The following is a 20,390-nucleotide window of genomic DNA, read 5'->3' on the forward strand; positions in this document are numbered from 1 at the left end:
ATGCTTTTGAGCATTTTGAGCATGTACAGTAGTTAGGGATTCATGCCAGCAGGGGAATCAGAAATCACAACGAGATGAACTAAACACTGAGTGTCTTTGATTTTATAGGGGAGGAGAAATCATAATATGGACCTTTTCGAGCAATGCAACAATGTTGATTCAAAAAAAGAACTCATTCAATTTATCAAGGCTTTAAGACACGATCTTCAAATTAACCCCGAAGAATGGGAAAACCTATCGCTCGCTGCCTTTTTAGAGGCAATGGAATCCTGAAAAGTTTCTCAACTTTACTTTAAAAACTTTAAATTAGAAGATTGTCCCACAGATGTAGGTAAGTTTCTATACACTGTCTTATTGGACGCTTACAGTGGAAGTCACTCGCGGCCATATTGTACATGGGGAAGATTTATGAATAAACCTACTTACGTTCTTTAAGGTATCTTGCAGAGCAACAAAAAAACGAGACTAGTTAATTGATACCTGTCTCGTTTTTAATAATTTTATATGGCTCAACGAATCTAGTAGATTGGTTTAAGCGAGTGTTTGAAGATCTGTATAGATATAGTCTAGTTCTGTATCATCTAAGTAATCTAATACTAAAGTCTCAGCAATCTGGAGACTATGGTGCCTTTTAATCTTCCATAAGCATTGAGTGTCTTTTCCGATCTCACAATACTGACACATTTTTAAGCCATCTAGTGCTTTTTGAGAACATTTACTATGTAACTCTTGAATTTTAGAATAAACGCTTTGCACAAATGCAGAAAGTAACCACTTTCCTTTTACAATCTTATGAAGATCATTAAAAGTTATCTGTTTCTGGTTAGCAAAATCATCTAATTGTTCTTTTTTTCTCATTACATCAACTAATAAAGTCGTTTTTGAGTCTTGCTTGGTAACTTTTCCTTCCGAAGAAAAAGTAGAATGGCTTGACGATACCCACATTAAGATCAATGAGAGAGTTTTAGACGTTAGATCTGAGAAGTATGACAAGAGAACAATGGATTAATTAGAGCAATTTCATGCTCAGTAGGATATTCAAATATAAGGAGGAATTCCTCCTTATATTTGAATTAATTAAATAAAAATAAATAATATGGTAAATATAGAAACTCGTTATAGGTTTAACCCATTAATATTTTGTATACATTAAATGAATTGACCCTCTTATCAGTACACACTGCAATCCTCATGAAGTCCCCATTTGATGGAGTATCACATATAAACAACTTGGAAATACGTCCCCAATGGAATTAATTCGGACAAGTATTGTTGTATCATTTCTTTCTCTACATCAGTAACCCTGTTGTTGGCTCTAAAGTTTAGCATAGCAGTATCTCTTTCATAGTTAACAAACTCCATATTTATGGATCGAAACACTGTATTTATTGCATTGATGATCCCATCTTCTGTATTGTTTCCAATCTGAGCTACAGTCAAAATTTCCATAGGCAACTGGTGATACTCTGCAACTTCAGGTATTTTATCTTCCTTCAATTTATCATAGGGTTTTACTTGGAATCTAAGACTTACCATAATGCTTTTCGATGCAAAATTAACAACTTCACTCATTTCTTCTTCAGATATTGTTAAATTGTCATCCCAGATATAAATTGTAACGTGATAGGGCTTGTAAGTGTGTACTCTTACATACTTTAGATGAGGATAACTGCGCTTAATTAACATTTCTGCACGAATTCTTGTTCCCATGAATTATTAACCTTTTCCGTTTAAAATTCAATGAAATGCCAATTTAATCAAGATACCTATTCTTTTCCTCCACTTTGACACCTATTTTGTTAAAAATGTTGATCGCACTATATGTGTTACTGTAAACTTCTACTTCAGTTTCATCATTTAAATGCCTGAGTAAATCGCTCCCTGTGTGAAACAGATAGGTAATAATCCATCTTGGACTTACCTTTCTTCCTTTTTTATCCGTAAAGTAATATCGAAGATTCTTAGGACTATAATGTTCTTTGCAATATTCCACAAAATCCATTTTCTCAGCAATCGAGTAGACCGTTGGGCTGTCTAGTTCAACATATTTATCAGGAATATCAAAATATTTTACTGATACTTTCTGATTCATACAGGTTCATCCCCCAAATTTTCCAATAAAAACGATATTCTATTCAATCCTTCATACTCATCATATACCAACTAATAAACAAGCTTATTCCAAGGAATATCCATGTAAATTCAGGCACACTTGGTTCGCTCGTACCGATTGAGCCTCCACCTCTTACAAAAACAGCAGACTCTTTAATTGCATTAGTCAATTGGTCAAAGCCGTAAGCAATTACGGTTGTAAGCATGGTAAACCCCAATAGGAGTAGCCCAGCTGTTTTACTCTTCATTAATCACCCTCCTATCAAATCGCTGTTTTATCTATCCTTCTTGCCTTTTAACAAGATAGCTCATAATATAAATGTGATAATAAAGTAAAGAAGCTATAGCCCCAAGTTGAAAGAATCCTCTAGTATTTGTCAGATCTAAAAGTATCTTTCCACCTGAGAGAATAAGTAAGAAAATAAATGTTGCCAAAATACCAGAAATCAAGTAAACAACAACTTCAAATACATACTTAAATAATGAATTTGAGATCTTTATTTTCCTCTTAATAATATCAATTACTAATGAACTTGGAACGCCTAACAACAGATAAACAGGAGTGGCATATATCAGATAAATCATCACCAAACTGACAAAAGAAAAGTATTGTACATTAGGTTCACGATCAATTTCTGGAGTATAGTTTAAAAACGCTAATGACAGGCAGAAAATTACGGATGATACTAGTGCAGTTAATATTTTTCTAACCACAATTGCCCCCTAATCAAATTACCCTTTCAATGCAAACTCGATTACTTTTGAAAGATCTTCATCTTCAACAATCCAATCGCTGCCTACTTGGATATAGTAAACATTACCTAATGTCCAATGTTTGATTTTGAATCCATTAACCTCTTGGATGAAAGTGTGAACAGCACTCATCCCTTCTAATTAAATCTTGTTTTCATTCGGATTCAACCTTCCAAGATGGAAAGATTTCTTTTGTCTTTTTCTTTCTTCTGTAGTGAGGAAACATGAGTTGTTCTCTAGTGAATACGCCAGCTCCACTGACTGAAATAAACTCAATACTATAACCAGTATCTTCTCGATGGAAAATGTATCCCCACTGTTTGTAGTATTCAGAACCGGAATCCTTCACTTCTGCAAGTCTTCCAATTAGGTCAGCGCGTTTCTTTTGTTCTTCAGCCTTCTGAATAACTCGCTGCCTAATTGCTACATAATCCTTTTTAGGCTTTTCTGGCTCTGGTTCGAATGGCATTAAGCCTAAGCTAGTCTCTTTTATATTCGTTGCGTATTTTCTACCATTTTTAACATAAGAAATAGTGTATATAAACTCTGAATACTTACTGTATTGCTTATCAATAGTTGCCTCAAGACCGCCTTTAGTGAACACCTTCTGACCTTCTTTAAATAATGGTTCACTTTTCTCAATTGGCTTTGTGCGAGGCTCCACCCCATCCCAATCCCAACTAATTGGCAATGAAATCATCCTCTCTCCGGTCAGGTGTCATGTTGATCAAATCACCGTTTTATTCACTTCTTTACTGCCCCTCTTAGTCACCTTTGAAGATAAACCAACTTTCAAACCTTTTCACCACATCATTGGCTAACTCAAGGTCAAACTCTAAAAATCTATTGAAGAGAGGCACTCTTGCAAATTCCATTAAGTCCGATTCAACCATTTCTAGCTTTGCAATAAACTCCACATAATCAAAATCAATATAGTACAGTTCATTCTTGTCTACATCTTCTTCATTAGAATCATCCGACCAAACACGCACTATATTATCAGCGAATTCCATTCTTGGTGTTGGATTATGCCCCATCCAAGGGCTTATCCTGTTAATAACACTATCTAGCACATCTCTCCAAGCTTCTAGACCAGAACAACAACTCGGAGGAATTATTCTATCATTGCTTTCGAAATAGATTCCTCCTCCAATTACTACATCCGATTCATCAAATAATCGTTTTAACACTTCATGAGATGTACCCTTAATGTCTATATTGTTGTATCCCAAAAGCATCGCAATAAACAAATCAACTTCATCACTAGTAGTTTGACCTGTTAACTTGACATATTCAGTATAAGCCACATCTGTATTCAACCAATCAGGTATCTGATAATAAGGCTCTTTTATAACTGCAACAACTAAAGGGTAATGCATGCAACACTCTCCCTAATTAAAATCTTCATTTTATCGAATTTAACGAAACATCCCTTCTACCCAATTTATTACGTCCTTCCAAAATGACAGGAGTAATATAAATCCAGCTACGAGAGAAACCACAAACGAAACGATGATCGGATGTCTTTCAGTAAAGGATTTCTTTTTTTCTCCATTGTTAAAATTGTACTGGTTACCTATAGATGAGTTTTTAATCTTGTTGTTGTCTCCTATTTTAATACTCATTCTTTCCTACCACCCATCCAACCGAATCTGGATTTTCCTATCTTGTTCTTATCTCCTATTTCTATAGACCCCTCATAAATTATTTGTTCTATGTTAAATACAACCTGTTCCTTCTTAGTAGAATTTTCGTCCTACTTGTGATTTTATATCTAAACTATCCAGATTATTAAATTGCTTTTCTAGTTCCATAATAACTTCTACTAATTTAGATTTTACAGCAGAAACAATTCCTTCTAGATGAGTCGAAGAAAGTTTGACTACGATCCCTGCAATTTGTAGCTCATACGTTGATATTGAATGACAGAATGAGGTCGGAACTACTTTTCCATATTTTTCTCGATTGTCTCCATTTAGCATTGATTGAACAGTCGCAATACTATCGTGTACTCTTAATGAGATTATTTCTTCAACATCCTTAGTATCAAGTAAGGACTCCAAAGGAACTGGGGCATTAGTATATTGGACTCGATTATTAACTATAAAAGTTCCTATTGCAGTTCCCTTAAATGCTCGGTAATGAGGAACCTCATTTGACTCCCTGTATCCCTGTAATTCACCATTTACCCAGTTCGTTATATGCTCGTTTTCAAAATCTGACATTATGACCTTTAATCTTAAAAAAACACTTTCCAAACTTACTGTTCCGCTTACAATATCTTTTAAAAGTTGACTTCTTGCCATTGTATCAATCCTTTGCTATTAAGTACTTTTGATCAAAACCATCTTTTATTAGATTCTTGTATTTTCTCTGATGTGCCTTCTTTCTTGTCTCGTTTTAGCGTAGTACACTTTAAATCCTTTTTGCTTTTTCTGTTTATTGCCAGGTGCGCTATTATTAATAAACAATCCTATCAGCAATCCAAGAATGATTACCCAAAATAATGGGCTGTTTAGTAATGAGGATAAATTCATTCAATTTCTCCTTTTATTCCGTTTCGCCATTAGCAACCGAATATAGATAATTATAAACATCGATGCTCTTCATGTTTTGAGAGCTTATGCAAATAAATCTGTGCCAAATCTCCTCAACAACTGCTGCACTTAGGTTCATTCCTGTTATCCCCATTAAATTCAAAACAGTCTTGAAAAGAACGTCTTCTATTCTATGCAGATCCATGTCAACGTCTTTTATCCGTTTAATGTCAACATTATAATCTTCCGCAATTTTAACCATGTCACCATTGCTTATGTCACCCAATTTCTCGATTGTGTTAAGCAGGTTTAATACAATCATTTCTTTCGTGTAAGTTGTTGTAATTAGATCTCTCATACTGGTGCCTCTTTTCTCAATGAAATATTGATTTTAACTAAACTCTCTCCACTTTATAAGAAAGCCAACGTTCACGTTCTTGATTGTATATCTCATCAAGGTCGTCATCATCTAAGTCTGGATTCTCTTCTTTTATTTGTTTGTATGACGCTAGTCCGTAAAGCCCAGCACATCTCTCAAATTCTTCACAAGCCGTGTCAAAGGCATAGTCAGCAGCCTCATCTTCATTCTCAAATTCTAAAGTGTCAATGAATTTAGCACCCCCGAAACTTCCTCCCAGTCCAGCATAAATACGGTACTCAGCCATATGTATAAGCCCCTCATTTCTCATAAAATTAGACTTTTATTTCTACACTTTCATTTCCAGTTCAATTCTTTTATGACCCTTCTTTACATTTGACAATCTTTTGTTTGTATATTGAGCATTTATAATTGCCACTAGCACCAGCATAATTTTATTCTGAGCAAAAAACATTAATGATCCACCTTCTTGATGAAAGCGAATTTATATTCATATGCCAATTATACCAAATATTTCTGCTACCTTCGACGTAGTGCTAAGACTATCTGTTAGACGTATATGGGACGTGTTGCGTAATGGGTAGGGTTGTTATAGGTAATGAGGGATTGAACGTGTATAAGGAATTGTCGAGGGTTATAACCAATACAAAAAGACACTAGCATTGTTTTAACTAATGTCCTTTTGTATTGGTTTTATACATGGTAATGTTTCAGTTAACGATCACATTATGAAATCCAGCTGCAGCGATCTCCAAACCACGTTTTACAAAGTGCTGTCCGTAAACATTGGCAAAGTCTGGAGGCAGCTGGTTTGCATTGGTTTTGCCTGTTTGTCTTTCGTGAAAAATCAGGTCGGAGTTTTTACCATGAAGTCCTTCTTTCCAGTAGTTCACAGCCTCTTCCAGATTGCACGCTGGCAATACGGTAATGTCGACGAGCTGTGCTTCCGCTGCATTTTGTTCGGGGAGAATCACGTGGGTAAATCCTGCATTTTTGGCTTCTAGCAAGATAGGGAGTACACCCGTTACAGGACGAAGAGAACCGTCTAATGCCAACTCTCCTAGAACGAGGATTCTCTCCGGTCTAGGGATCATTTGCTTCGAGGCTAGTAAAATTCCAAAGGCAATAGCGAGGTCGAAGCCTGAGCCTTCCTTGCACTGGTCTGCTGGTGCCAGGTTAACGGTGATCCGCTGCATTGGGTAGTCGTATCCTGCGTTGCGCAAGGCAGCACGAACACGATCTCTCGCTTCTTTTACTGCTGAACCGCCCAATCCGACCAAATCGAATTGAGGCAAGCCATTGGCAATGTCTGTTTCTACAGTGACAACCATTCCATCTATGCCGAGCACCGTGCCTGAATAACTGCATGCGTACATGTACTCTCCCCCTCTGGTTATAGGGTAGGAAAAGATAGAGGGGGTGGGCAAGTAAATTGGAGGTTTTGTCTAAGCGTTTATACAAATTTGTTAAAAGTCTTTTGTTCTGGACTTCATTTGTATTGGGTATAGAACAGTAAAATGCTTTTATTGAAAACAGACTACATCGTTAAAGAATTCTCCCGTGATTACTATTAATTCTAATTACTCTAAATCTAACTCTTTCTCAAACTTGACCTCTACACTCTCCCCAAACATCTACCACTCCACCATACATTTATGGAAATCTTTCTCACCAACAGGTATACTGCAAATAAATAGGTAAGGAGTTGGTTCTATTTGATTTTCGCGGTTGATCGCCATCAAATTTCTATCCACTACGAACATGCTGAACCTGTTCATATCGACTGGGACGAAGTATACAGTGTCTCTTACTATAAGATCGATTGCATTGAGTACGAAATGGGGTACCTCGTTTTTGACTTAGTATACGGTGAGTTCATCGAGATTACTGATAGTGATCAAAATTGGGAAAAAATCGTAAATGACCTCGAAAAATACTTACCTTCGCAAACAAGCGATTGGGGGCATTCATTACGTAGTTGGTCGATCGACGACGGTATTCTTTATCTTTATGAAAAAGCGTAAAAACGGAGGTGACTGGCTTGAGAATTTTTGAACGCATTTCCTTTTACAGCAACCTGGACCTTATCACTTTATCCAACGATTTAGAACGTGTTTTATTATTGAAACCATTTGAATATGAGGAGGAAAACGATAATCGCTGATCCTGGACTTAGGATCGAGACCACATTCAAATCAATATATCTTGGCCGTATTTTTCTGAAAATCTTCAAGAATGGGACGACACCGTGCCAGATGGATGTAATTACAGTTTTCTCCTGATTAGTGATTTTCCCCTGATCGACTACGAACAAGACAAATACAATTCGGATGCTGTCATCTCAGTCCTGATTCCAAAATATGTAGCCGTTTTACGTAAAGTCGCTAGAGAAGTTTACTACCATTCTGGTAATCATCATGCGGAATACATAAAAAAATTGCTCACCATCACTTCATGAATGCGTTGTCGTGGCAGCTGCGCACTTGTGCTCGGTCACCCTTACCCTCACTGCTTTCTCTTCAATTCATTCAGTAGTTCAATGATTCGTTGGTTTTGATCCACTTGCGTTACGATGTTCTGGTTCAGCTTCCGAATCGCGTCGTAAATTGCAAAAAGTCCTGCCAACAGTAGAAAAGCAAACAACAATTCCATGCCGCTTTTACCTCCTTACGATTAACCTTGATATAAAAAAGACCCGCGTTCGAATGATATTATCCCCTTTGAGTAGACAGTGTAAAAAGCCCGCCCACCTAACGGTGGGTGGTACACTCTACTTGGAGGGGATTTTCTCATGGCTAAAAAAGGTCAAATATTCAAGCGTTATTCCGAGGAGTTTAAGCTGAGAGCAGTAAACATGTATCAACAGGGAGAGATGGGTTATAAAGCAATAGCTAAGGAATTAGGGATACCTAGTAAAACACAAGTTCTACAATGGGTTCGAAAGAAGAATAAAGGCGAAGGTTTTGTGGATCAAAGAGGAAAGAATGGTTCTAGTGACACCCCATTTGTTGGTCGTCCAAGAACCAAGTTTGCTACTGTGGAAGAAGAAAGGGACTATCTAAAGGCGCAGGTAGAATACCTAAAAAAGCGCAATCCCAATCTGCATCTGGGGGGAAGGTATGGAAAATAACTCGCTTTACGATCATAAACGAGCTGCGTAAAAAATATCCACTAACGTGGTTGGTAGAAATTGCGCAAGTGTCACGGTCGGGTTTTTACAAATGGCTTAGCACCAAAGGAAAGCCGTCAGCAAGAAATGAGTTAGATCAGATTCTGAAAAAGCATATGATGGCGATTCATTTGGAGCATCCATACTATGGTTATCCACGAATGCAGATAGCATTAAAGAAGAAGGGATTGAATGCGAATCATAAGCGAATATACCGCCTGATGAAAGAATTAAACCTTCAATCCATCATCAGGAGGAAGCGCCGCTATTTTGGTAAAGCACCTTCGATTGTATATCCCAACTTACTTAACCGTAAGTTTAGAGCGGACAAGCCCAATGAGGTATTTGTAACAGATATTACGTATGTTGCACTTCATAACCGTTACTATTACCTTTCGGTCATTCAGGACCTTTTTAACAACGAAGTTGTTGCCTGGAAAGTTTCCAAGCGAAATGATTTACAACTTGTGTTAGACACTGTGGGGCAGCTAAACGAAGAAAGAGACGTGCTGAAAGCAACCCTACATTCAGATCAGGGCTTCCAATACACGTCTCGACAGTACAATAAGCGAATAAAGGAACTTGGCATAAGTGGCAGCCACTCTCGCAAAGGAAACTGCCTTGATAACGCCTGCATCGAATCCTTTTTCTCGCATCTCAAAACTGAGACATTGTACTTTACTGAGTGTAAGACAGAAGAAGATCTCTTTCAAGCCATTGAAAAATACATTTGGTTTTATAACCATGAACGGTTCCAGAAAAAATTAAACCAGTGTGCCCCGGTTGAATACCGAAACACACTGGCTGCTTAGGCTTTTTTAATTGTGTCTACTTGACAGGGGTAAGACCACGAATGCGAGTCTTTTCTTATGCTGTGTTGATTCTTTTCGAGCAAATCGAGCTACTTCTGATATACGGAGATATACTCTTTTTGCACGTGATCTGCTAACCATACGAGCTCATTTCCATGGTAAAACTTCACGCCATCTTGCCAAGCTTGCCTCGCATCGATTCGCAAAAGTACGGGATGATCGTCTCTTCTTTTTCCAACCTGCTCTGCTGTTTGGACGTCTTCAGACAGATGCACATACTGTCTTCCTTTTGGAACAAGCCCACTAGCCAAAATAGAATCGAGGAATCTTTGCGGCGTACCGTGAAAAAGATACGCAGGCGGTTCTTTTTCTTCCTTTTGGATCTTTTGCGGCATTGAATGTCCATAGAGGGCGCGAATTTTGCCTTGATTGATCTCATGGCGCTTTTTTTCTGATAACGCAATCATCGTATGTAAATCTTCTTCGGTAACCGCTCGCCACTTGCGCTGTTCATGAAGTGACAAAAGCAATTGCTTGATAGGTACCCATCCTTGTTCGTCTAACTCAAGCTCATATTCATGGGGGGCATGACGAAGCGCATAGGACAGTTCTTTACTCAATTTTTGATAATCCATACACTCATCTCCCATTACAGGTCATTGCCACTTCTTTCCGCAAAAAAGTAACCGAGACTCATGATTGCAGCAATAAATAGGTGAACGATGAAATTTCCTGTTAGTCGAACCCAGAGCTGTTGGCTTTTCATCGTCCAAAGTCCATAGAGGAGAGCAACGATCAGGTAAGCCAGAACATAAACGAAAAACACAGGACGCTCTCCTTATTAGGCCATTTCTTTTCTTATGTTAGCAATTAGCTTGTCAGCATTGTTTTCATCGTTATCAAACATAACCAGGTCTTGCAAGGCAATCCCTTCCACGGATTGAATGGCTGTGGACATAGAATCGGCCAGTTGCTGCATATCAGCTTTGTCTGCTATTTCAACATCTAGAACCAGTACAAGTTTTTTCTTCATGGTGAAAATCCTCGCTTTACGATAAGTATGGATAGTGCGATCGAGCCATATCATCCTTATTATACATAATAATCCGGTATACATCGACACCGGGTAATAACAGCCTAATCCGGAATCTCTATATATGCGGAAACATTCGATTTTAAAATCTCGATCAGCTCCTCATCCATGTACACATATTCATCAGGGATGCCCAAGCAAATGATCCTTTTTTCCATCAGTTCCGAGCTAAACTTTTCTTGTAACCGCCTTACATGTTTTTTCTCCATACAAAAAATGAGATCTGCCCAGCGGATAAGACCACTTGTTACTTCGATACGCGCCCCAGTTTCAGTACCTGCTGATCTTACCTCATAGTCATTGATCCCGTGAAAAATCCTTTCTGCCGTCAAGCTCCTTCATTTATTTCTGCTGCAAATGAACAGTAGCTTCATTCTTCCTCCCCATCCAAATCTTCAACCTTCCATTCCTCTGGTACCGGAAAATAAGCGTCATACTCTTTCCTGGCATCCTTGCTCATTTCCTCTAGCCATGGCCAATAATGCATGACATAGTCCTCACCAAATCCCATCCGCCAAAACAAACTATAAGGATGCTCTTCTGGAAACACAATCCATGGCGGCAAATAGAAGTGCGGTTGGTACCCCTCTAGACTTGCACGTGCTTCCATCCACAATTTTCCTAGTATGTTTGGATCGTTACTCGTACGATCGATTATGGCTGCATCCCCAGTAGAGAGCAGAATTTCACGAATGACAGGGTACTGTTCTACTTTTGCCTGTAATGCCTTGCGCATGATCTCTTTTTCAAGGATCTTCCCTGAGGCTTTCTGGGCTTGCAAATAGTGTTCCAAAGTTGTCCATAGTTCTCCTTCCAACTCAATTGGATGACCGGAGAAATGGGAGAAGCAGCCGTAAGGTTTATCTGGTTGATCGAAGTGAATTTCGAGAGGTTGCTGTATATGTTTTCGGATATGATCCTGCATAAATATTTGTACCTCCCTATCTATCGTAACGTTTCCATCGTAACTAACTGACAATCCACGCCTTCTGCAAATATTTTCGAAATATCTCATCCAGCTTGTCTGTTGGGTCCTCCAGATCATTTGTATATTGGCTAGTCAGTGCAGTCAGGCGCTCAATTTGTTCCTCAATAAAATGGTGAAGCTCTTCGATTCTTGGCTCCCAGTTCAACTCATCCCCAGCTATTTTTCTTTGGAGCAGCTCAGAAATTTTACCTTTTAACGTAGCATCGGTTATCAGCTCTGCAACTAACTGATCAAATCCAATGGGTGGATTCGTATGATACGTTTCGATCCAGATGCATGCGAGGATCGGGCGTAACACGTAAAAATATTTTTTGATTTTGACTTGCTCGCCTTGAAGGTAGTCCCGAAAATTCCCCTTTGCCATACTGAGGTAATGATGCAAGGAAGCCTTTGGCGAAAATATTTCCCCTTGCAACCTTACCAGCTCATCTCGAAAGCCAAGTGTATCGAGATAAACAATGTCTGACACAAGCCATTCTTGTAGTGGCGGATTCGATTTTCGAAATAGCTTAAGCGCTTTTCGAATATCCCAGCCGTTTATATCTAAAAGGTCATTGATCGGTACTTCCACCACATCCCGTTTGTCGTCAATGGACAAATACCATTCCGGTTTCTTCACATAGACGAAACGTACATCATAATCGCTATCTTTGGACGGAAATCCCCATGCCCGGCTTCCTGATTCAACAGCGAACAATACTTTTAAGTCATGCGCTTGCTCGATTTCTTTTAATTTTTCCAAGATGATTTCTCTCAAGATTCTTTCCTCCTCCACAACAAATAACAGGATTTCCTTCCTCTTGGAAAAAAACTCGCTGAACCAATTAAGATTCAGCGAGCTTCCTGTCTTCCATTATTTTACTGTTACTTCGATTTCCACTTCATAGCCTTTGTATTCAGCTGTAATCGTGGCCTTACCTTTCTTTTTACCTTTTACCGAACCGCTGCTGGATACAGAAGCTACGGATGATTTAGAGGACTTCCATTTCGCTTTAGAGCTGCTGATGTCATCGCCATCATAGGTGAGCTTGATTTTTTCGGAGTCACCTTTTTTAATGGTAATGCTTGTGTCATCTGCTTCCAGCTTGCCTGAGCTTTTGCTGTCCACTTTTACTTCAATTTCAACTTTTTCGCCTTTATACGTAGCTGTAATGGTTGCTGTACCTTTAGCTTTTGCTGTAATGGTACCAGTGCTGCTAACGGTTGCTACGGAAGATTTAGAAGTTTTCCAAGATGCTTTTGAACCGCTGATTGAACTGCCATCGTATTTCAGTCGAATCGTTTCTTTCGCGCCTTTTTTCAAGGTAATGCTCGTATCGCTTGCTTCCAGCATGTCTGAGGAAGTAGTATCTACTTTTACTTCAATTTCTGCCTTGTAGCCTTTGTATTCTGCTGTAATAGTAGCGGTACCTTTGCCTTGGGCTGTAATCACACCACTGCTATTTACAGTTGCTACGGAAGAATTAGATGTTCTCCAAGTTGCACTGGAAAGAGAAATTCTTTCATTATCGTATTTGAGCAGTACAAAGTCTTGCTGCCCTTTTTTCATGGAGATTCTTGTTTCTTCTGCTTCAAGTCTACCAGAGGAGATATCTACTTTTACTTCAATTTCAACCTTATGACCTTTGTATTCAGCTGTAATGGTAGCCGTACCGGTTCCTTTTGCTGTAATCACACCATCATCTACGGTAGCTACAGAGGATCTGTTTGTTCTCCAAGTTGCTTTCGAACCGCTGAGTGTATCACCATCGTATTTCAGCTTAACGGTTTCTTTGTCGCCTTTTTTCAAAGAAATGCTGGTATCATCTGCTTCCAGTTTACCAGAACTGTCTGTATCTACATAAACGTCAACCTCTACTTCGTAGCCTTTGTATTTTGCAGTGATCGTTGCTGTACCTTTGCCTTTTGCAGTAACGACACCATCATCGTTTACAGTTGCTACAGAGGACTTTGAAGTTTTCCAGGTTGCTTTTGAACCGGAAAGTTTATCGTCGTCATACGTCAACTTAATGGTTTCTTTATCGCCTTTTTCCATTTTCAGCTGGGTAACATCTGCTTCCAGCTTACCATCAGAATTTCCGCCTTCAACATCAACACGGATTTCTACCTCTTGGTCTTTGTAGCTAGCAGTAATGACAGTGCTTCCTTCGCCTACACCTTTGATTTCACCATCGTCAACAGTTGCAACTGTTTTATCCGCGGTTTTCCAAGTCGCTCTTGATCCAGGGAGACTGCTGCCCGCAAATTTCAAACTAACGTTTGTTTTTTTACCTTTTTTAACAGAAACCTCTGTTTTCGTTGCTTCGAGAATCTGTGCTCTATCAACAGTCACTCTAACTGTAGCTCGATAACCGTTGTATCTAGCAGTTACAACAGTCGTTCCTACTTTCTTACCGTACACAACCCCATTGCTGACAGAAGCGATGCTGGAGCTGCCAATTTCCCAATCAACCAATGCGTTATCGATAGGGCTGCCATTATAAGTAAGGCGAATGGTTTCTGTATCCCCAATCGTGACGTTCACTGAGCCTACGCTTGCTTTCAAACCAGTAGAGCTTGCTACCATACTATAAGCTTCAATAGGTTGTGGTGTCGTGACTTGTGCAGAAGCAATGCCTGTAATTGAAAACTGAACAGTACAAATAGTTGCTACCGCTAAGGAGACGTTTTTCATTAAACTGTTCTTAATCTTTTTCATGTTTTTACCTCCAAATTATTTCCTATACTACTATTGACGAATGAGATGGAAAAATGTCACACCAAATCGGCTATTTTTTTGAAAAACATTTGTTTTTCTTTCAAACAATTGTCGAAATCCCAGATTCAAAAGCAAAAGTGATACTAGTTATGGGCTTGTCTGTACGAATCGATCCGTTTTATCAAAAAAAAATGCTTCCCAGCTTTTGAGCCGGAAAGCGAATTTTGATGCTTGGAGGAGTTTCATCGCGTCGAGTACAGTACATAGTACGCTGGCTCTGCGACTGATGCTGTAGACGTATCCCCAATATATTCGTGGTCAAGAGCCCGTTTTTCCTAGAAAGCACTCTCATAATGCTCAATGACCGGCTTCATGAAGTCTCCACCTTGTGTTGATGTACCGGTGTAAATCGCGATGACATCAAAGCGAAAGGCCGGGATTGGCTGTGAAGTTTTTTGCAAGTATTCGATGGCAAGCTCACGCAGCTTCTGTTTCTTCTTCCAAGTAATGGACTCGCCCGCTGTTCCAAAAAATTGACTGCTCCTCGTTCGAACCTCAATGAAAACCAAGCAATTTCCGTCTAGAGCAATCAAATCCATTTCCCCACGTTTTGTTCGAACATTTCGATCGACAATGCGGAAACCCTTGTTCACTAAATAGCTTTCAGCAAGCTGTTCTCCTCTTTGACCAAGAAGACGGCGGCGATCGCTCATTATTTGGTTCCTCCACCTTTATCGATGCGATAGACAAAAGCAAGGATTTCTGCCACAACTTGATACAGCTCCGGAGGAATTTGTTGATCCAAATCGAGCTTGCCCAAAACCTCTACAAGTGATGGATCCTCTTGTACCGGAATATCATGCTCCTTTGCTGTCTTCAGTATATTGTCAGCTACGTACCCCTTGCCTTTTGCCACAATCTTTGGGGCTTCCATGGTACCCGCCTGGTATTTTAGCGCAACTGCCTGTTTGCGTTTTTGCTCTGAAGAGGATGGCGGCTTCATACGCGAAGGTCAACCCCTTTATAGTCAGCCAGGATGGGGCCTTTGGCTTGGATCGGACTTGTTGACTTGCCGCGCTCTGCCGGGACTGGCTGGACCCGCATAGCTGATAGATGGTAACCAACGTCCTGTAATTGGTCAGCAAAACGATCCTTGGACCCTTGAATGAGTGCTTCCACCCATGGTGTATCGTTAAAAATTTGCAGGTTAACGATTCGATTCACGATACTTACATCAATCATGGTTGTCCCCATACTTTGGAGTTCCAAATGAAAGAATAGACGGCAGTTCTCCGGATCAAGCTGTCCAGAGCCTTTCTTTTTCGACTCAATTTGGACGAAAGCCGTCTCATCCCCCTCACCTTGGCGAATCGGTATTTGCATAACGATTTGAGACAAAGCTTGGTTTGAGGGCTGTACCATCATCAACTGTTGTCCGGTCACTTGTTGCAGCAGTTGATCAGCAGCTTCACGCAAGGCGGTTGGAAGTGCCTGAGCTGGCGCTTGACTGATTTGCAGCAAGAGGGATTTGACTGTATCCATCTGCTTTAATGAATGCGAATCGATTGTCCCCTGTGAAAATGCCTGTCCCATCAATTCCCTCTCGTGGGTTACGCCTAAATGACGAAACAATTCAGCAATCGGGTTAGCAGCTGTGGCTCCATTCGCTGCACCAGATGCTTGAGGCATCATTTGTGGAATGACTTTTTGCCCCGCATCTGTCACTACGGCCCTTTGCTCTGCCATCTGCTTGTTTTGGATCGGCTCCTGATTCATTTGTGATGACTGAGGAATAGGCAATGGCTCATTTCGAGCAATTTTTGAGTCGACGCTTGGACCACTGGTCTCGTTAGGCAGCAACTGATTACTCTTTCCGGTCATGGCGTTTTGCTGCGATTCCACCTGCTTACCGGCAGTGTTTAGTGCAGGTACTGTCTCAGTGGAAACAGTTGACGAAACAGGTTGTGATGGCGATGGTATGCTACTGAAAGCCTGAGTTGATGGTTGGGGTGATGTCTGCACTTGCGCTGAAGGCTGACCGCTCTGCGCAGGCAGCGGCTGAGTCTGGCTTCCTCCAGTCGCGTTTTGCGAAGCACCTTGATTGGGCTGATTCCCTTGTGGCATTTGCTTGACTGCCAGTCCCTCGTCTGTCCCATCGCTGCCCGCAATAAGTAAAGAGAGTCCGGTCAACTTTTCTTTTAACTGACTAACAAGCTGGTTGACATCTCCCATTGCTGCATTAGCTTGTCCGGGGACTTGCTGTGATTGGCTTTGAGGCAGCTGCCCTGTCGTCTGTGCAGGCTGGCCCTCTCCCTCTAAAAAGAGCGAGGTTTGTTGCAACAGGTTTTGTATGAGCTGACCCATTGGCTTGTCCGATAAAAAAGCTTTGAGCCCTGCGATTGTATCGGGAGTCAGTGGCAAATTTCGTTTCATGGCAGTCATGAATGCCTCAATAGTGGCATTGTCTACGCCTAATCGCCCAGCAACGGCTGAAAAAGCTTGTATGGTTTCCTTGTTCACAGGAAGATTGGCACCAAGCAGAGCTTGCACGATCGCTTTGTTCTCTTTTGTATCGGCAATCCCTAGTGATCGCATTAGCCCTTCTAGAGAGGCGTCTTTGCCAGCTCCTTCCCCGACGCTTTCCAAAACCTTCAACGTGACGACACCTGTTGATGGTTGAACTTGCAGCCAAGCTTTCTGGCCCGGTTCCAGACTTGCTTCCATTTTAGCCTGAACCTGCATTCCCCCGACTTGTACGAGCGCCATATTGTCCGGGTAATGCTTGATTACCGTGCCTTTAAACACTTGTCCGGGAGTAAGCTCAACCGGCTTCGGAGCGGATATGGGTGCTTTTTGCACGAATGATTGAATAAGTTGCGACGGGGAAAACATGCAGATCCTCCTCCTATAGGCAGTATGTTACTAGCACTTTTTAGGCGTGTTCTTTTACGCCAGTGAATGTCTTGCGATGAATCGGAGTAGGTCCAAATCGAGCGATTGCTGCTAAATGCTCAGGGGTGCCGTAGCCTGCGTGTTTGTCAAAGCCATAGGCTGGATATTGTTCGGCATACTGGGCCATCAATCGATCACGGGTGACCTTCGCTACGATCGATGCGGCTGCAATCGAGACACTCTTGGCATCTCCCCCGATAATCGGAACCTGCACGCAATCCATTCCGGTTAGCTGCACAGCGTCAATCAGTAATGCATCTGGCGCTTTACCTGCCTGTTGGATCGCCAGCTTCATCGCTTCTTTTGTAGCAGCCAATATATTGATTGAATCAATTCTTGCTGCATCGACAATTCCGATCCCAACAGCAAGCGCATCTCTTTGAATGATTTCGCAAAAAGCTTCCCGAGTGGATACGGGTATCTTCTTCGAGTCATTCAGACCTGGCAAGTAAAAATCCTTAGGCAGGCACACGGCACACGCGACAACTGGACCAGCCAATGGTCCTCGTCCGACCTCATCTACCCCGAATATGTATTGATCCCCCTTATCAAACATGGCTTTCTCATAGACGGTCATGTCAGCCCACATCTGTGCGAGCTTCTCTTGACGCGCAATCGCTGCTTCCGCCTGCTTCGCCAGAGCCTGTACACCCGCTCTTTTATCTTCTTTCAGCAATTGTAAAAAATCTTTAGGTACCTCGTCCAACTTTTCCATCGTCACTCGTATTTCTTTTATCGACATATCCGCTAGATTCATTGACTCATTTCTCCTTACAGATTCTCATACTAAAAAACCTGCCTACCGTATATGTCGATAGACAGGTTTTTGATGGCTGGAAAGCTTATTCTGGAAAAGATACTGGCTTACCAATCGGTTCGTCCATTTCCCAGTCAATTGGGCGCTCGACAGAGATCGTTCCCAGCTTGCCGGAACGCAGCTCACGCAGGAAAATTTCCGCTGCCTTGTCGTAGTCGATATTTCCGCCAGAAATGAGACATCCGCGCTTCTTCCCGATTTCTTCAAGCATTTCTACTCGATCCTCAGGCAATTCTTTTAGCTTGAAGCGTTCGATCAGGCGTTCCGGATAGTAGTGCATCATGTAGCTGATGACAAATAATGCTACCTCCGTAAAATCGATGAGCTCGTCTTTAATTGCCCCACTTGCCGCCAATCGCAGACCTACCATCTGATCTTCAAATTTCGGCCAAAGAATACCAGGCGTATCGAGAAGCTCCAGTGTATCTCCCATTTTTACCCATTGTTGCGCCTTGGTTACCGCCGGACGATCACCTGTTGCCGCTACGGAGCGCTTGGACAAGCGGTTAATGAGGGAAGACTTGCCGACATTGGGAATTCCCAAGATCATGATGCGGATGGCACGACCTTGCATCCCCCGCTCACTGCGCTTTGCCAGCATGTCAGCAGCTAGCTCCTTACACATTTCTGGGAGCTTGTTGACACCTTTACCACTCAGGGCATCAATCGGCAATGTGCGAATGCCTTGTTTGCGAAAATAAGCAATCCACTCATCTGTTGCCCGTTCATCCGCCAAATCTGCTTTGTTAAGTAATATCAAACGTGGTTTATCACTGACAATCTCGTCAATCATCGGATTACGGCTGGAAAGCGGCAGACGTGCATCGAGAAGCTCAATGACTACATCGATTAACTTCAGCTTTTCCGTTACTTGACGACGTGCTTTAGCCATATGGCCAGGAAACCATTGGATCGTCATGATGTCTCACCTACCTTGAAGCTTTGCATTATCTTGTCAAGCGAATTCCCGCAACCGGCCAAAAAGTAAATTCAGCTCTACCAACAACCGTACTGACGGCAACAGGACCGATGGCTCTGCTGTCATGACTGTTCAATCTGTTGTCGCCCATCACAAAGATATGGTCTGCTGGTATTTGGACCGGGGGAAAATCGTGGGTAAAGAACGGCTCTCCCTGCTGCTTCGCTTGTTCTCTTAATTGTGCAAGATACGGTTCCTCTACCACTTTGCCATTGACCAGCAGCTGATCGCTTTTGACCTCTACTGTGTCACCCTCAACAGCAATGACTCTCTTGATGTAATCTCGTTCCTTTTCAGCATGGAACACGATAATTTCACCAGGCTTCGGATCTTGCAAAAAGTAAATCGCCTTGTTCACAACTAATTTTTCGCTGTTATGTAATGTACTTTCCATGGATTCGCCTTCTACAATAAACGGGGCGAACAAAAAGGTACGGATGAGAAACGCCAAGACTAAGGCGATCCCAAGTGCCTTTATCCATTCCCATAGTTCATTTTTCTTCTTATGACTGGAGGTAATTTCTTCGCTCATGACTTACGATCCTCCCATGAAAGCTCGTCCAACCTTAGCTGTAACATATGTCAAGATGAACTATTTTATTTCAAGATCGTTAAATGGAAAAAAGAGGCCTGGCAAGCAGGCCAGTCCTCTTTCTAAGCTTTACGCTTATCGACGAATTTCTTTAATACGAGCTGCTTTACCTACGCGATCGCGCAGATAGTACAGTTTCGCACGACGTACTTTACCATGACGCACGATTTCGATCTTGTCGATCTTAGGCGTGTGTACTGGGAATGTACGCTCAACACCTACGCCGTAAGAAATCTTACGAGCTGTAAATGTTTCGCTGATACCTGTACCGCGACGGCGAATGCATACGCCTTCGAACAGCTGGATACGCTCACGCTGACCCTCGATAACCTTAACGTGTACACGAACAGTGTCACCAGGTCGGAACGCAGGAATGTCCTGTTTCAATTGCGCTTTTTCCAGTTCACGGATAATTTGGTTCATTTGAGTTTCCTCCTTCCGATAGACGTTCTTACTCGTCTAACCCGTAGGTCCAGCCGCTTAGGCTGCGTTACGAGTAGCGGACCGCC

The 20,390-nt window shown here is 41.4% G+C and carries 29 protein-coding genes and 1 pseudogene; 4 read left to right on the forward strand and 26 right to left on the reverse strand.

The features are described 5' to 3' along the window. The first annotated feature begins 126 nt into the window (after positions 1 to 126). A complete protein-coding gene (locus tag ACKKE8_RS18955) occupies positions 127 to 273 on the forward strand; it encodes a hypothetical protein (RefSeq protein WP_409174415.1) in 147 nt (48 codons plus the stop codon). A gap of 258 nt (positions 274 to 531) precedes the next feature. Here the strand turns inward: ACKKE8_RS18955 and ACKKE8_RS18960 are convergent, their stop codons facing one another. Then, a complete protein-coding gene (locus ACKKE8_RS18960; protein WP_409174416.1) occupies positions 532 to 858 on the reverse strand; it encodes a hypothetical protein in 327 nt (108 codons plus the stop codon). Between the two features lie 34 nt (positions 859 to 892). Between ACKKE8_RS18960 and ACKKE8_RS18965 the strand changes: the two genes are divergently transcribed. Further along, positions 893 to 1,009 (forward strand): DUF5412 family protein, encoded by a 117-nt coding sequence (locus ACKKE8_RS18965; protein ID WP_409174417.1) that lies wholly within the window; start codon positions 893 to 895, stop codon positions 1,007 to 1,009. Between the two features lie 206 nt (positions 1,010 to 1,215). Here ACKKE8_RS18965 and ACKKE8_RS18970 read toward each other — a convergent pair whose 3' ends face one another. The 10 genes and pseudogenes from ACKKE8_RS18970 to ACKKE8_RS19015 form a co-directional block, all read right to left on the reverse strand. After that, positions 1,216 to 1,710 (reverse strand): hypothetical protein, encoded by a 495-nt coding sequence (locus tag ACKKE8_RS18970; RefSeq protein ID WP_409174418.1) that lies wholly within the window; start codon positions 1,708 to 1,710, stop codon positions 1,216 to 1,218. Between the two features lie 43 nt (positions 1,711 to 1,753). Next, positions 1,754 to 2,092: a hypothetical protein gene (locus tag ACKKE8_RS18975; protein ID WP_409174419.1), complete on the reverse strand. Its 339-nt coding sequence runs from the start codon at positions 2,090 to 2,092 to the stop codon at positions 1,754 to 1,756. A 43-nt stretch (positions 2,093 to 2,135) separates the two neighbouring features. Beyond that, positions 2,136 to 2,360: a hypothetical protein gene (locus ACKKE8_RS18980; protein ID WP_409174420.1), complete on the reverse strand. Its 225-nt coding sequence runs from the start codon at positions 2,358 to 2,360 to the stop codon at positions 2,136 to 2,138. Positions 2,361 to 2,391: 31 nt separating this feature from the next. Beyond that, positions 2,392 to 2,826: a hypothetical protein gene (locus ACKKE8_RS18985; protein ID WP_409174421.1), complete on the reverse strand. Its 435-nt coding sequence runs from the start codon at positions 2,824 to 2,826 to the stop codon at positions 2,392 to 2,394. A gap of 193 nt (positions 2,827 to 3,019) precedes the next feature. Then, positions 3,020 to 3,565 (reverse strand): hypothetical protein, encoded by a 546-nt coding sequence (locus ACKKE8_RS18990; protein ID WP_409174422.1) that lies wholly within the window; start codon positions 3,563 to 3,565, stop codon positions 3,020 to 3,022. 64 nt (positions 3,566 to 3,629) lie between these two features. Next, positions 3,630 to 4,244 carry a hypothetical protein gene (locus ACKKE8_RS18995; protein WP_409174423.1) on the reverse strand — a complete coding sequence of 205 codons (615 nt, stop codon included), beginning with the start codon at positions 4,242 to 4,244 and terminating at the stop codon, positions 3,630 to 3,632. Between the two features lie 360 nt (positions 4,245 to 4,604). Further along, positions 4,605 to 5,171, reverse strand: a complete 567-nt coding sequence (locus ACKKE8_RS19000; RefSeq protein ID WP_409174424.1) for a hypothetical protein — start codon at positions 5,169 to 5,171, stop codon at positions 4,605 to 4,607. A gap of 244 nt (positions 5,172 to 5,415) precedes the next feature. Then, positions 5,416 to 5,760: a hypothetical protein gene (locus ACKKE8_RS19005; RefSeq protein ID WP_409174425.1), complete on the reverse strand. Its 345-nt coding sequence runs from the start codon at positions 5,758 to 5,760 to the stop codon at positions 5,416 to 5,418. Positions 5,761 to 5,797: 37 nt separating this feature from the next. Next, entirely contained in the window at positions 5,798 to 6,067 is a 270-nt protein-coding gene (locus ACKKE8_RS19010; protein WP_409174426.1) for a hypothetical protein, read from the reverse strand. 430 nt (positions 6,068 to 6,497) lie between these two features. Continuing rightward, positions 6,498 to 7,157 (reverse strand): annotated as a pseudogene (locus tag ACKKE8_RS19015) (magnesium chelatase domain-containing protein); the annotation flags it as partial. A gap of 339 nt (positions 7,158 to 7,496) precedes the next feature. Between ACKKE8_RS19015 and ACKKE8_RS19020 the strand changes: the two are divergent. After that, positions 7,497 to 7,805 (forward strand): hypothetical protein, encoded by a 309-nt coding sequence (locus ACKKE8_RS19020; RefSeq protein WP_409174427.1) that lies wholly within the window; start codon positions 7,497 to 7,499, stop codon positions 7,803 to 7,805. Between the two features lie 481 nt (positions 7,806 to 8,286). On the opposite strand, the gene ACKKE8_RS19025 is transcribed toward ACKKE8_RS19020, so the two are convergent. Continuing rightward, positions 8,287 to 8,433 carry a hypothetical protein gene (locus ACKKE8_RS19025; protein WP_409174428.1) on the reverse strand — a complete coding sequence of 49 codons (147 nt, stop codon included), beginning with the start codon at positions 8,431 to 8,433 and terminating at the stop codon, positions 8,287 to 8,289. Between the two features lie 139 nt (positions 8,434 to 8,572). Here ACKKE8_RS19025 and ACKKE8_RS19030 point away from each other — a divergent pair. Beyond that, a protein-coding gene (locus ACKKE8_RS19030; protein WP_409174429.1) for an IS3 family transposase occupies positions 8,573 to 9,762 on the forward strand; the annotation gives its coding sequence in 2 pieces (ribosomal slippage) (positions 8,573 to 8,861 and positions 8,861 to 9,762; 1,191 coding nt in all). 89 nt (positions 9,763 to 9,851) lie between these two features. Here ACKKE8_RS19030 and ACKKE8_RS19035 read toward each other — a convergent pair. The 14 genes from ACKKE8_RS19035 to rplS form a co-directional block, all read right to left on the reverse strand. Beyond that, positions 9,852 to 10,397, reverse strand: a complete 546-nt coding sequence (locus ACKKE8_RS19035; RefSeq protein ID WP_409174430.1) for an RNA 2'-phosphotransferase — start codon at positions 10,395 to 10,397, stop codon at positions 9,852 to 9,854. 14 nt (positions 10,398 to 10,411) lie between these two features. Next, on the reverse strand, positions 10,412 to 10,588 hold the full coding sequence (locus ACKKE8_RS19040; protein ID WP_409174431.1) for a hypothetical protein: 177 nt from the start codon (positions 10,586 to 10,588) through the stop codon (positions 10,412 to 10,414). 15 nt (positions 10,589 to 10,603) lie between these two features. Further along, a complete protein-coding gene (locus tag ACKKE8_RS19045) occupies positions 10,604 to 10,795 on the reverse strand; it encodes a hypothetical protein (RefSeq protein ID WP_409174432.1) in 192 nt (63 codons plus the stop codon). 104 nt (positions 10,796 to 10,899) lie between these two features. Next, a complete protein-coding gene (locus tag ACKKE8_RS19050; protein ID WP_409174433.1) occupies positions 10,900 to 11,187 on the reverse strand; it encodes a protein tyrosine phosphatase in 288 nt (95 codons plus the stop codon). Positions 11,188 to 11,225: 38 nt separating this feature from the next. After that, on the reverse strand, positions 11,226 to 11,780 hold the full coding sequence (locus ACKKE8_RS19055) for an NADAR family protein (protein WP_409174434.1): 555 nt from the start codon (positions 11,778 to 11,780) through the stop codon (positions 11,226 to 11,228). A gap of 43 nt (positions 11,781 to 11,823) precedes the next feature. Then, a complete protein-coding gene (locus ACKKE8_RS19060) occupies positions 11,824 to 12,600 on the reverse strand; it encodes a nucleotidyltransferase domain-containing protein (RefSeq protein WP_409174435.1) in 777 nt (258 codons plus the stop codon). 96 nt (positions 12,601 to 12,696) lie between these two features. Then, positions 12,697 to 14,541, reverse strand: coding sequence for an Ig-like domain-containing protein (locus tag ACKKE8_RS19065; protein WP_409174436.1), 1,845 nt, complete (start codon positions 14,539 to 14,541; stop codon positions 12,697 to 12,699). Positions 14,542 to 14,876: 335 nt separating this feature from the next. Further along, positions 14,877 to 15,254, reverse strand: coding sequence for a YraN family protein (locus ACKKE8_RS19070; protein WP_409174437.1), 378 nt, complete (start codon positions 15,252 to 15,254; stop codon positions 14,877 to 14,879). Next, a complete protein-coding gene (locus ACKKE8_RS19075) occupies positions 15,254 to 15,544 on the reverse strand; it encodes an EscU/YscU/HrcU family type III secretion system export apparatus switch protein (protein ID WP_392429775.1) in 291 nt (96 codons plus the stop codon). Before ACKKE8_RS19075 ends, ACKKE8_RS19070 begins: the two co-directional genes overlap by 1 nt. After that, entirely contained in the window at positions 15,541 to 17,433 is a 1,893-nt protein-coding gene (locus ACKKE8_RS19080; protein ID WP_409174438.1) for a hypothetical protein, read from the reverse strand. Before ACKKE8_RS19080 ends, ACKKE8_RS19075 begins: the two co-directional genes overlap by 4 nt. Positions 17,434 to 17,473: 40 nt before the next feature. Beyond that, positions 17,474 to 18,250 carry a ribonuclease HII gene (locus ACKKE8_RS19085; protein ID WP_409174439.1) on the reverse strand — a complete coding sequence of 259 codons (777 nt, stop codon included), beginning with the start codon at positions 18,248 to 18,250 and terminating at the stop codon, positions 17,474 to 17,476. 85 nt (positions 18,251 to 18,335) lie between these two features. After that, positions 18,336 to 19,229: a ribosome biogenesis GTPase YlqF gene (gene ylqF, locus ACKKE8_RS19090; protein WP_409174440.1), complete on the reverse strand. Its 894-nt coding sequence runs from the start codon at positions 19,227 to 19,229 to the stop codon at positions 18,336 to 18,338. A gap of 28 nt (positions 19,230 to 19,257) precedes the next feature. Continuing rightward, entirely contained in the window at positions 19,258 to 19,821 is a 564-nt protein-coding gene (lepB, locus tag ACKKE8_RS19095; RefSeq protein ID WP_056486462.1) for a signal peptidase I, read from the reverse strand. Positions 19,822 to 19,956: 135 nt separating this feature from the next. Continuing rightward, complete coding sequence (gene rplS / locus ACKKE8_RS19100) at positions 19,957 to 20,304, reverse strand: 50S ribosomal protein L19 (RefSeq protein ID WP_015891886.1); 348 nt, start codon at positions 20,302 to 20,304, stop codon at positions 19,957 to 19,959. Positions 20,305 to 20,390: the final 86 nt, after the last annotated feature.

Origin of the sequence: Brevibacillus fortis (assembly GCF_046196545.1) — a bacterium.
GTDB lineage: Bacteria > Bacillota > Bacilli > Brevibacillales > Brevibacillaceae > Brevibacillus > Brevibacillus fortis_A.

What these genes read in the sequence shown, in the direction of transcription:
- ACKKE8_RS18955 (WP_409174415.1), top strand. Translation starts at nt 127, where the DNA reads ATGGACCTTTTCGAGCAATGCAACAATGTTGATTCAAAAAAAGAACTC.
- ACKKE8_RS18960 (WP_409174416.1), bottom strand. Translation starts at nt 858, where the DNA reads ATGAGAAAAAAAGAACAATTAGATGATTTTGCTAACCAGAAACAGATA.
- ACKKE8_RS18970 (WP_409174418.1), bottom strand. Translation starts at nt 1,710, where the DNA reads ATGGGAACAAGAATTCGTGCAGAAATGTTAATTAAGCGCAGTTATCCT.
- ACKKE8_RS18975 (WP_409174419.1), bottom strand. Translation starts at nt 2,092, where the DNA reads ATGAATCAGAAAGTATCAGTAAAATATTTTGATATTCCTGATAAATAT.
- ACKKE8_RS18980 (WP_409174420.1), bottom strand. Translation starts at nt 2,360, where the DNA reads ATGAAGAGTAAAACAGCTGGGCTACTCCTATTGGGGTTTACCATGCTT.
- ACKKE8_RS18990 (WP_409174422.1), bottom strand. Translation starts at nt 3,565, where the DNA reads ATGATTTCATTGCCAATTAGTTGGGATTGGGATGGGGTGGAGCCTCGC.
- ACKKE8_RS18995 (WP_409174423.1), bottom strand. Translation starts at nt 4,244, where the DNA reads ATGCATTACCCTTTAGTTGTTGCAGTTATAAAAGAGCCTTATTATCAG.
- ACKKE8_RS19000 (WP_409174424.1), bottom strand. Translation starts at nt 5,171, where the DNA reads ATGGCAAGAAGTCAACTTTTAAAAGATATTGTAAGCGGAACAGTAAGT.
- ACKKE8_RS19005 (WP_409174425.1), bottom strand. Translation starts at nt 5,760, where the DNA reads ATGAGAGATCTAATTACAACAACTTACACGAAAGAAATGATTGTATTA.
- ACKKE8_RS19010 (WP_409174426.1), bottom strand. Translation starts at nt 6,067, where the DNA reads ATGGCTGAGTACCGTATTTATGCTGGACTGGGAGGAAGTTTCGGGGGT.
- ACKKE8_RS19025 (WP_409174428.1), bottom strand. Translation starts at nt 8,433, where the DNA reads ATGGAATTGTTGTTTGCTTTTCTACTGTTGGCAGGACTTTTTGCAATT.
- ACKKE8_RS19035 (WP_409174430.1), bottom strand. Translation starts at nt 10,397, where the DNA reads ATGGATTATCAAAAATTGAGTAAAGAACTGTCCTATGCGCTTCGTCAT.
- ACKKE8_RS19045 (WP_409174432.1), bottom strand. Translation starts at nt 10,795, where the DNA reads ATGAAGAAAAAACTTGTACTGGTTCTAGATGTTGAAATAGCAGACAAA.
- ACKKE8_RS19055 (WP_409174434.1), bottom strand. Translation starts at nt 11,780, where the DNA reads ATGCAGGATCATATCCGAAAACATATACAGCAACCTCTCGAAATTCAC.
- ACKKE8_RS19065 (WP_409174436.1), bottom strand. Translation starts at nt 14,541, where the DNA reads ATGAAAAAGATTAAGAACAGTTTAATGAAAAACGTCTCCTTAGCGGTA.
- ACKKE8_RS19070 (WP_409174437.1), bottom strand. Translation starts at nt 15,254, where the DNA reads ATGAGCGATCGCCGCCGTCTTCTTGGTCAAAGAGGAGAACAGCTTGCT.
- ACKKE8_RS19075 (WP_392429775.1), bottom strand. Translation starts at nt 15,544, where the DNA reads ATGAAGCCGCCATCCTCTTCAGAGCAAAAACGCAAACAGGCAGTTGCG.
- ACKKE8_RS19080 (WP_409174438.1), bottom strand. Translation starts at nt 17,433, where the DNA reads ATGTTTTCCCCGTCGCAACTTATTCAATCATTCGTGCAAAAAGCACCC.
- ACKKE8_RS19085 (WP_409174439.1), bottom strand. Translation starts at nt 18,250, where the DNA reads ATGAATCTAGCGGATATGTCGATAAAAGAAATACGAGTGACGATGGAA.
- ylqF (WP_409174440.1), bottom strand. Translation starts at nt 19,229, where the DNA reads ATGACGATCCAATGGTTTCCTGGCCATATGGCTAAAGCACGTCGTCAA.
- lepB (WP_056486462.1), bottom strand. Translation starts at nt 19,821, where the DNA reads ATGAGCGAAGAAATTACCTCCAGTCATAAGAAGAAAAATGAACTATGG.
- rplS (WP_015891886.1), bottom strand. Translation starts at nt 20,304, where the DNA reads ATGAACCAAATTATCCGTGAACTGGAAAAAGCGCAATTGAAACAGGAC.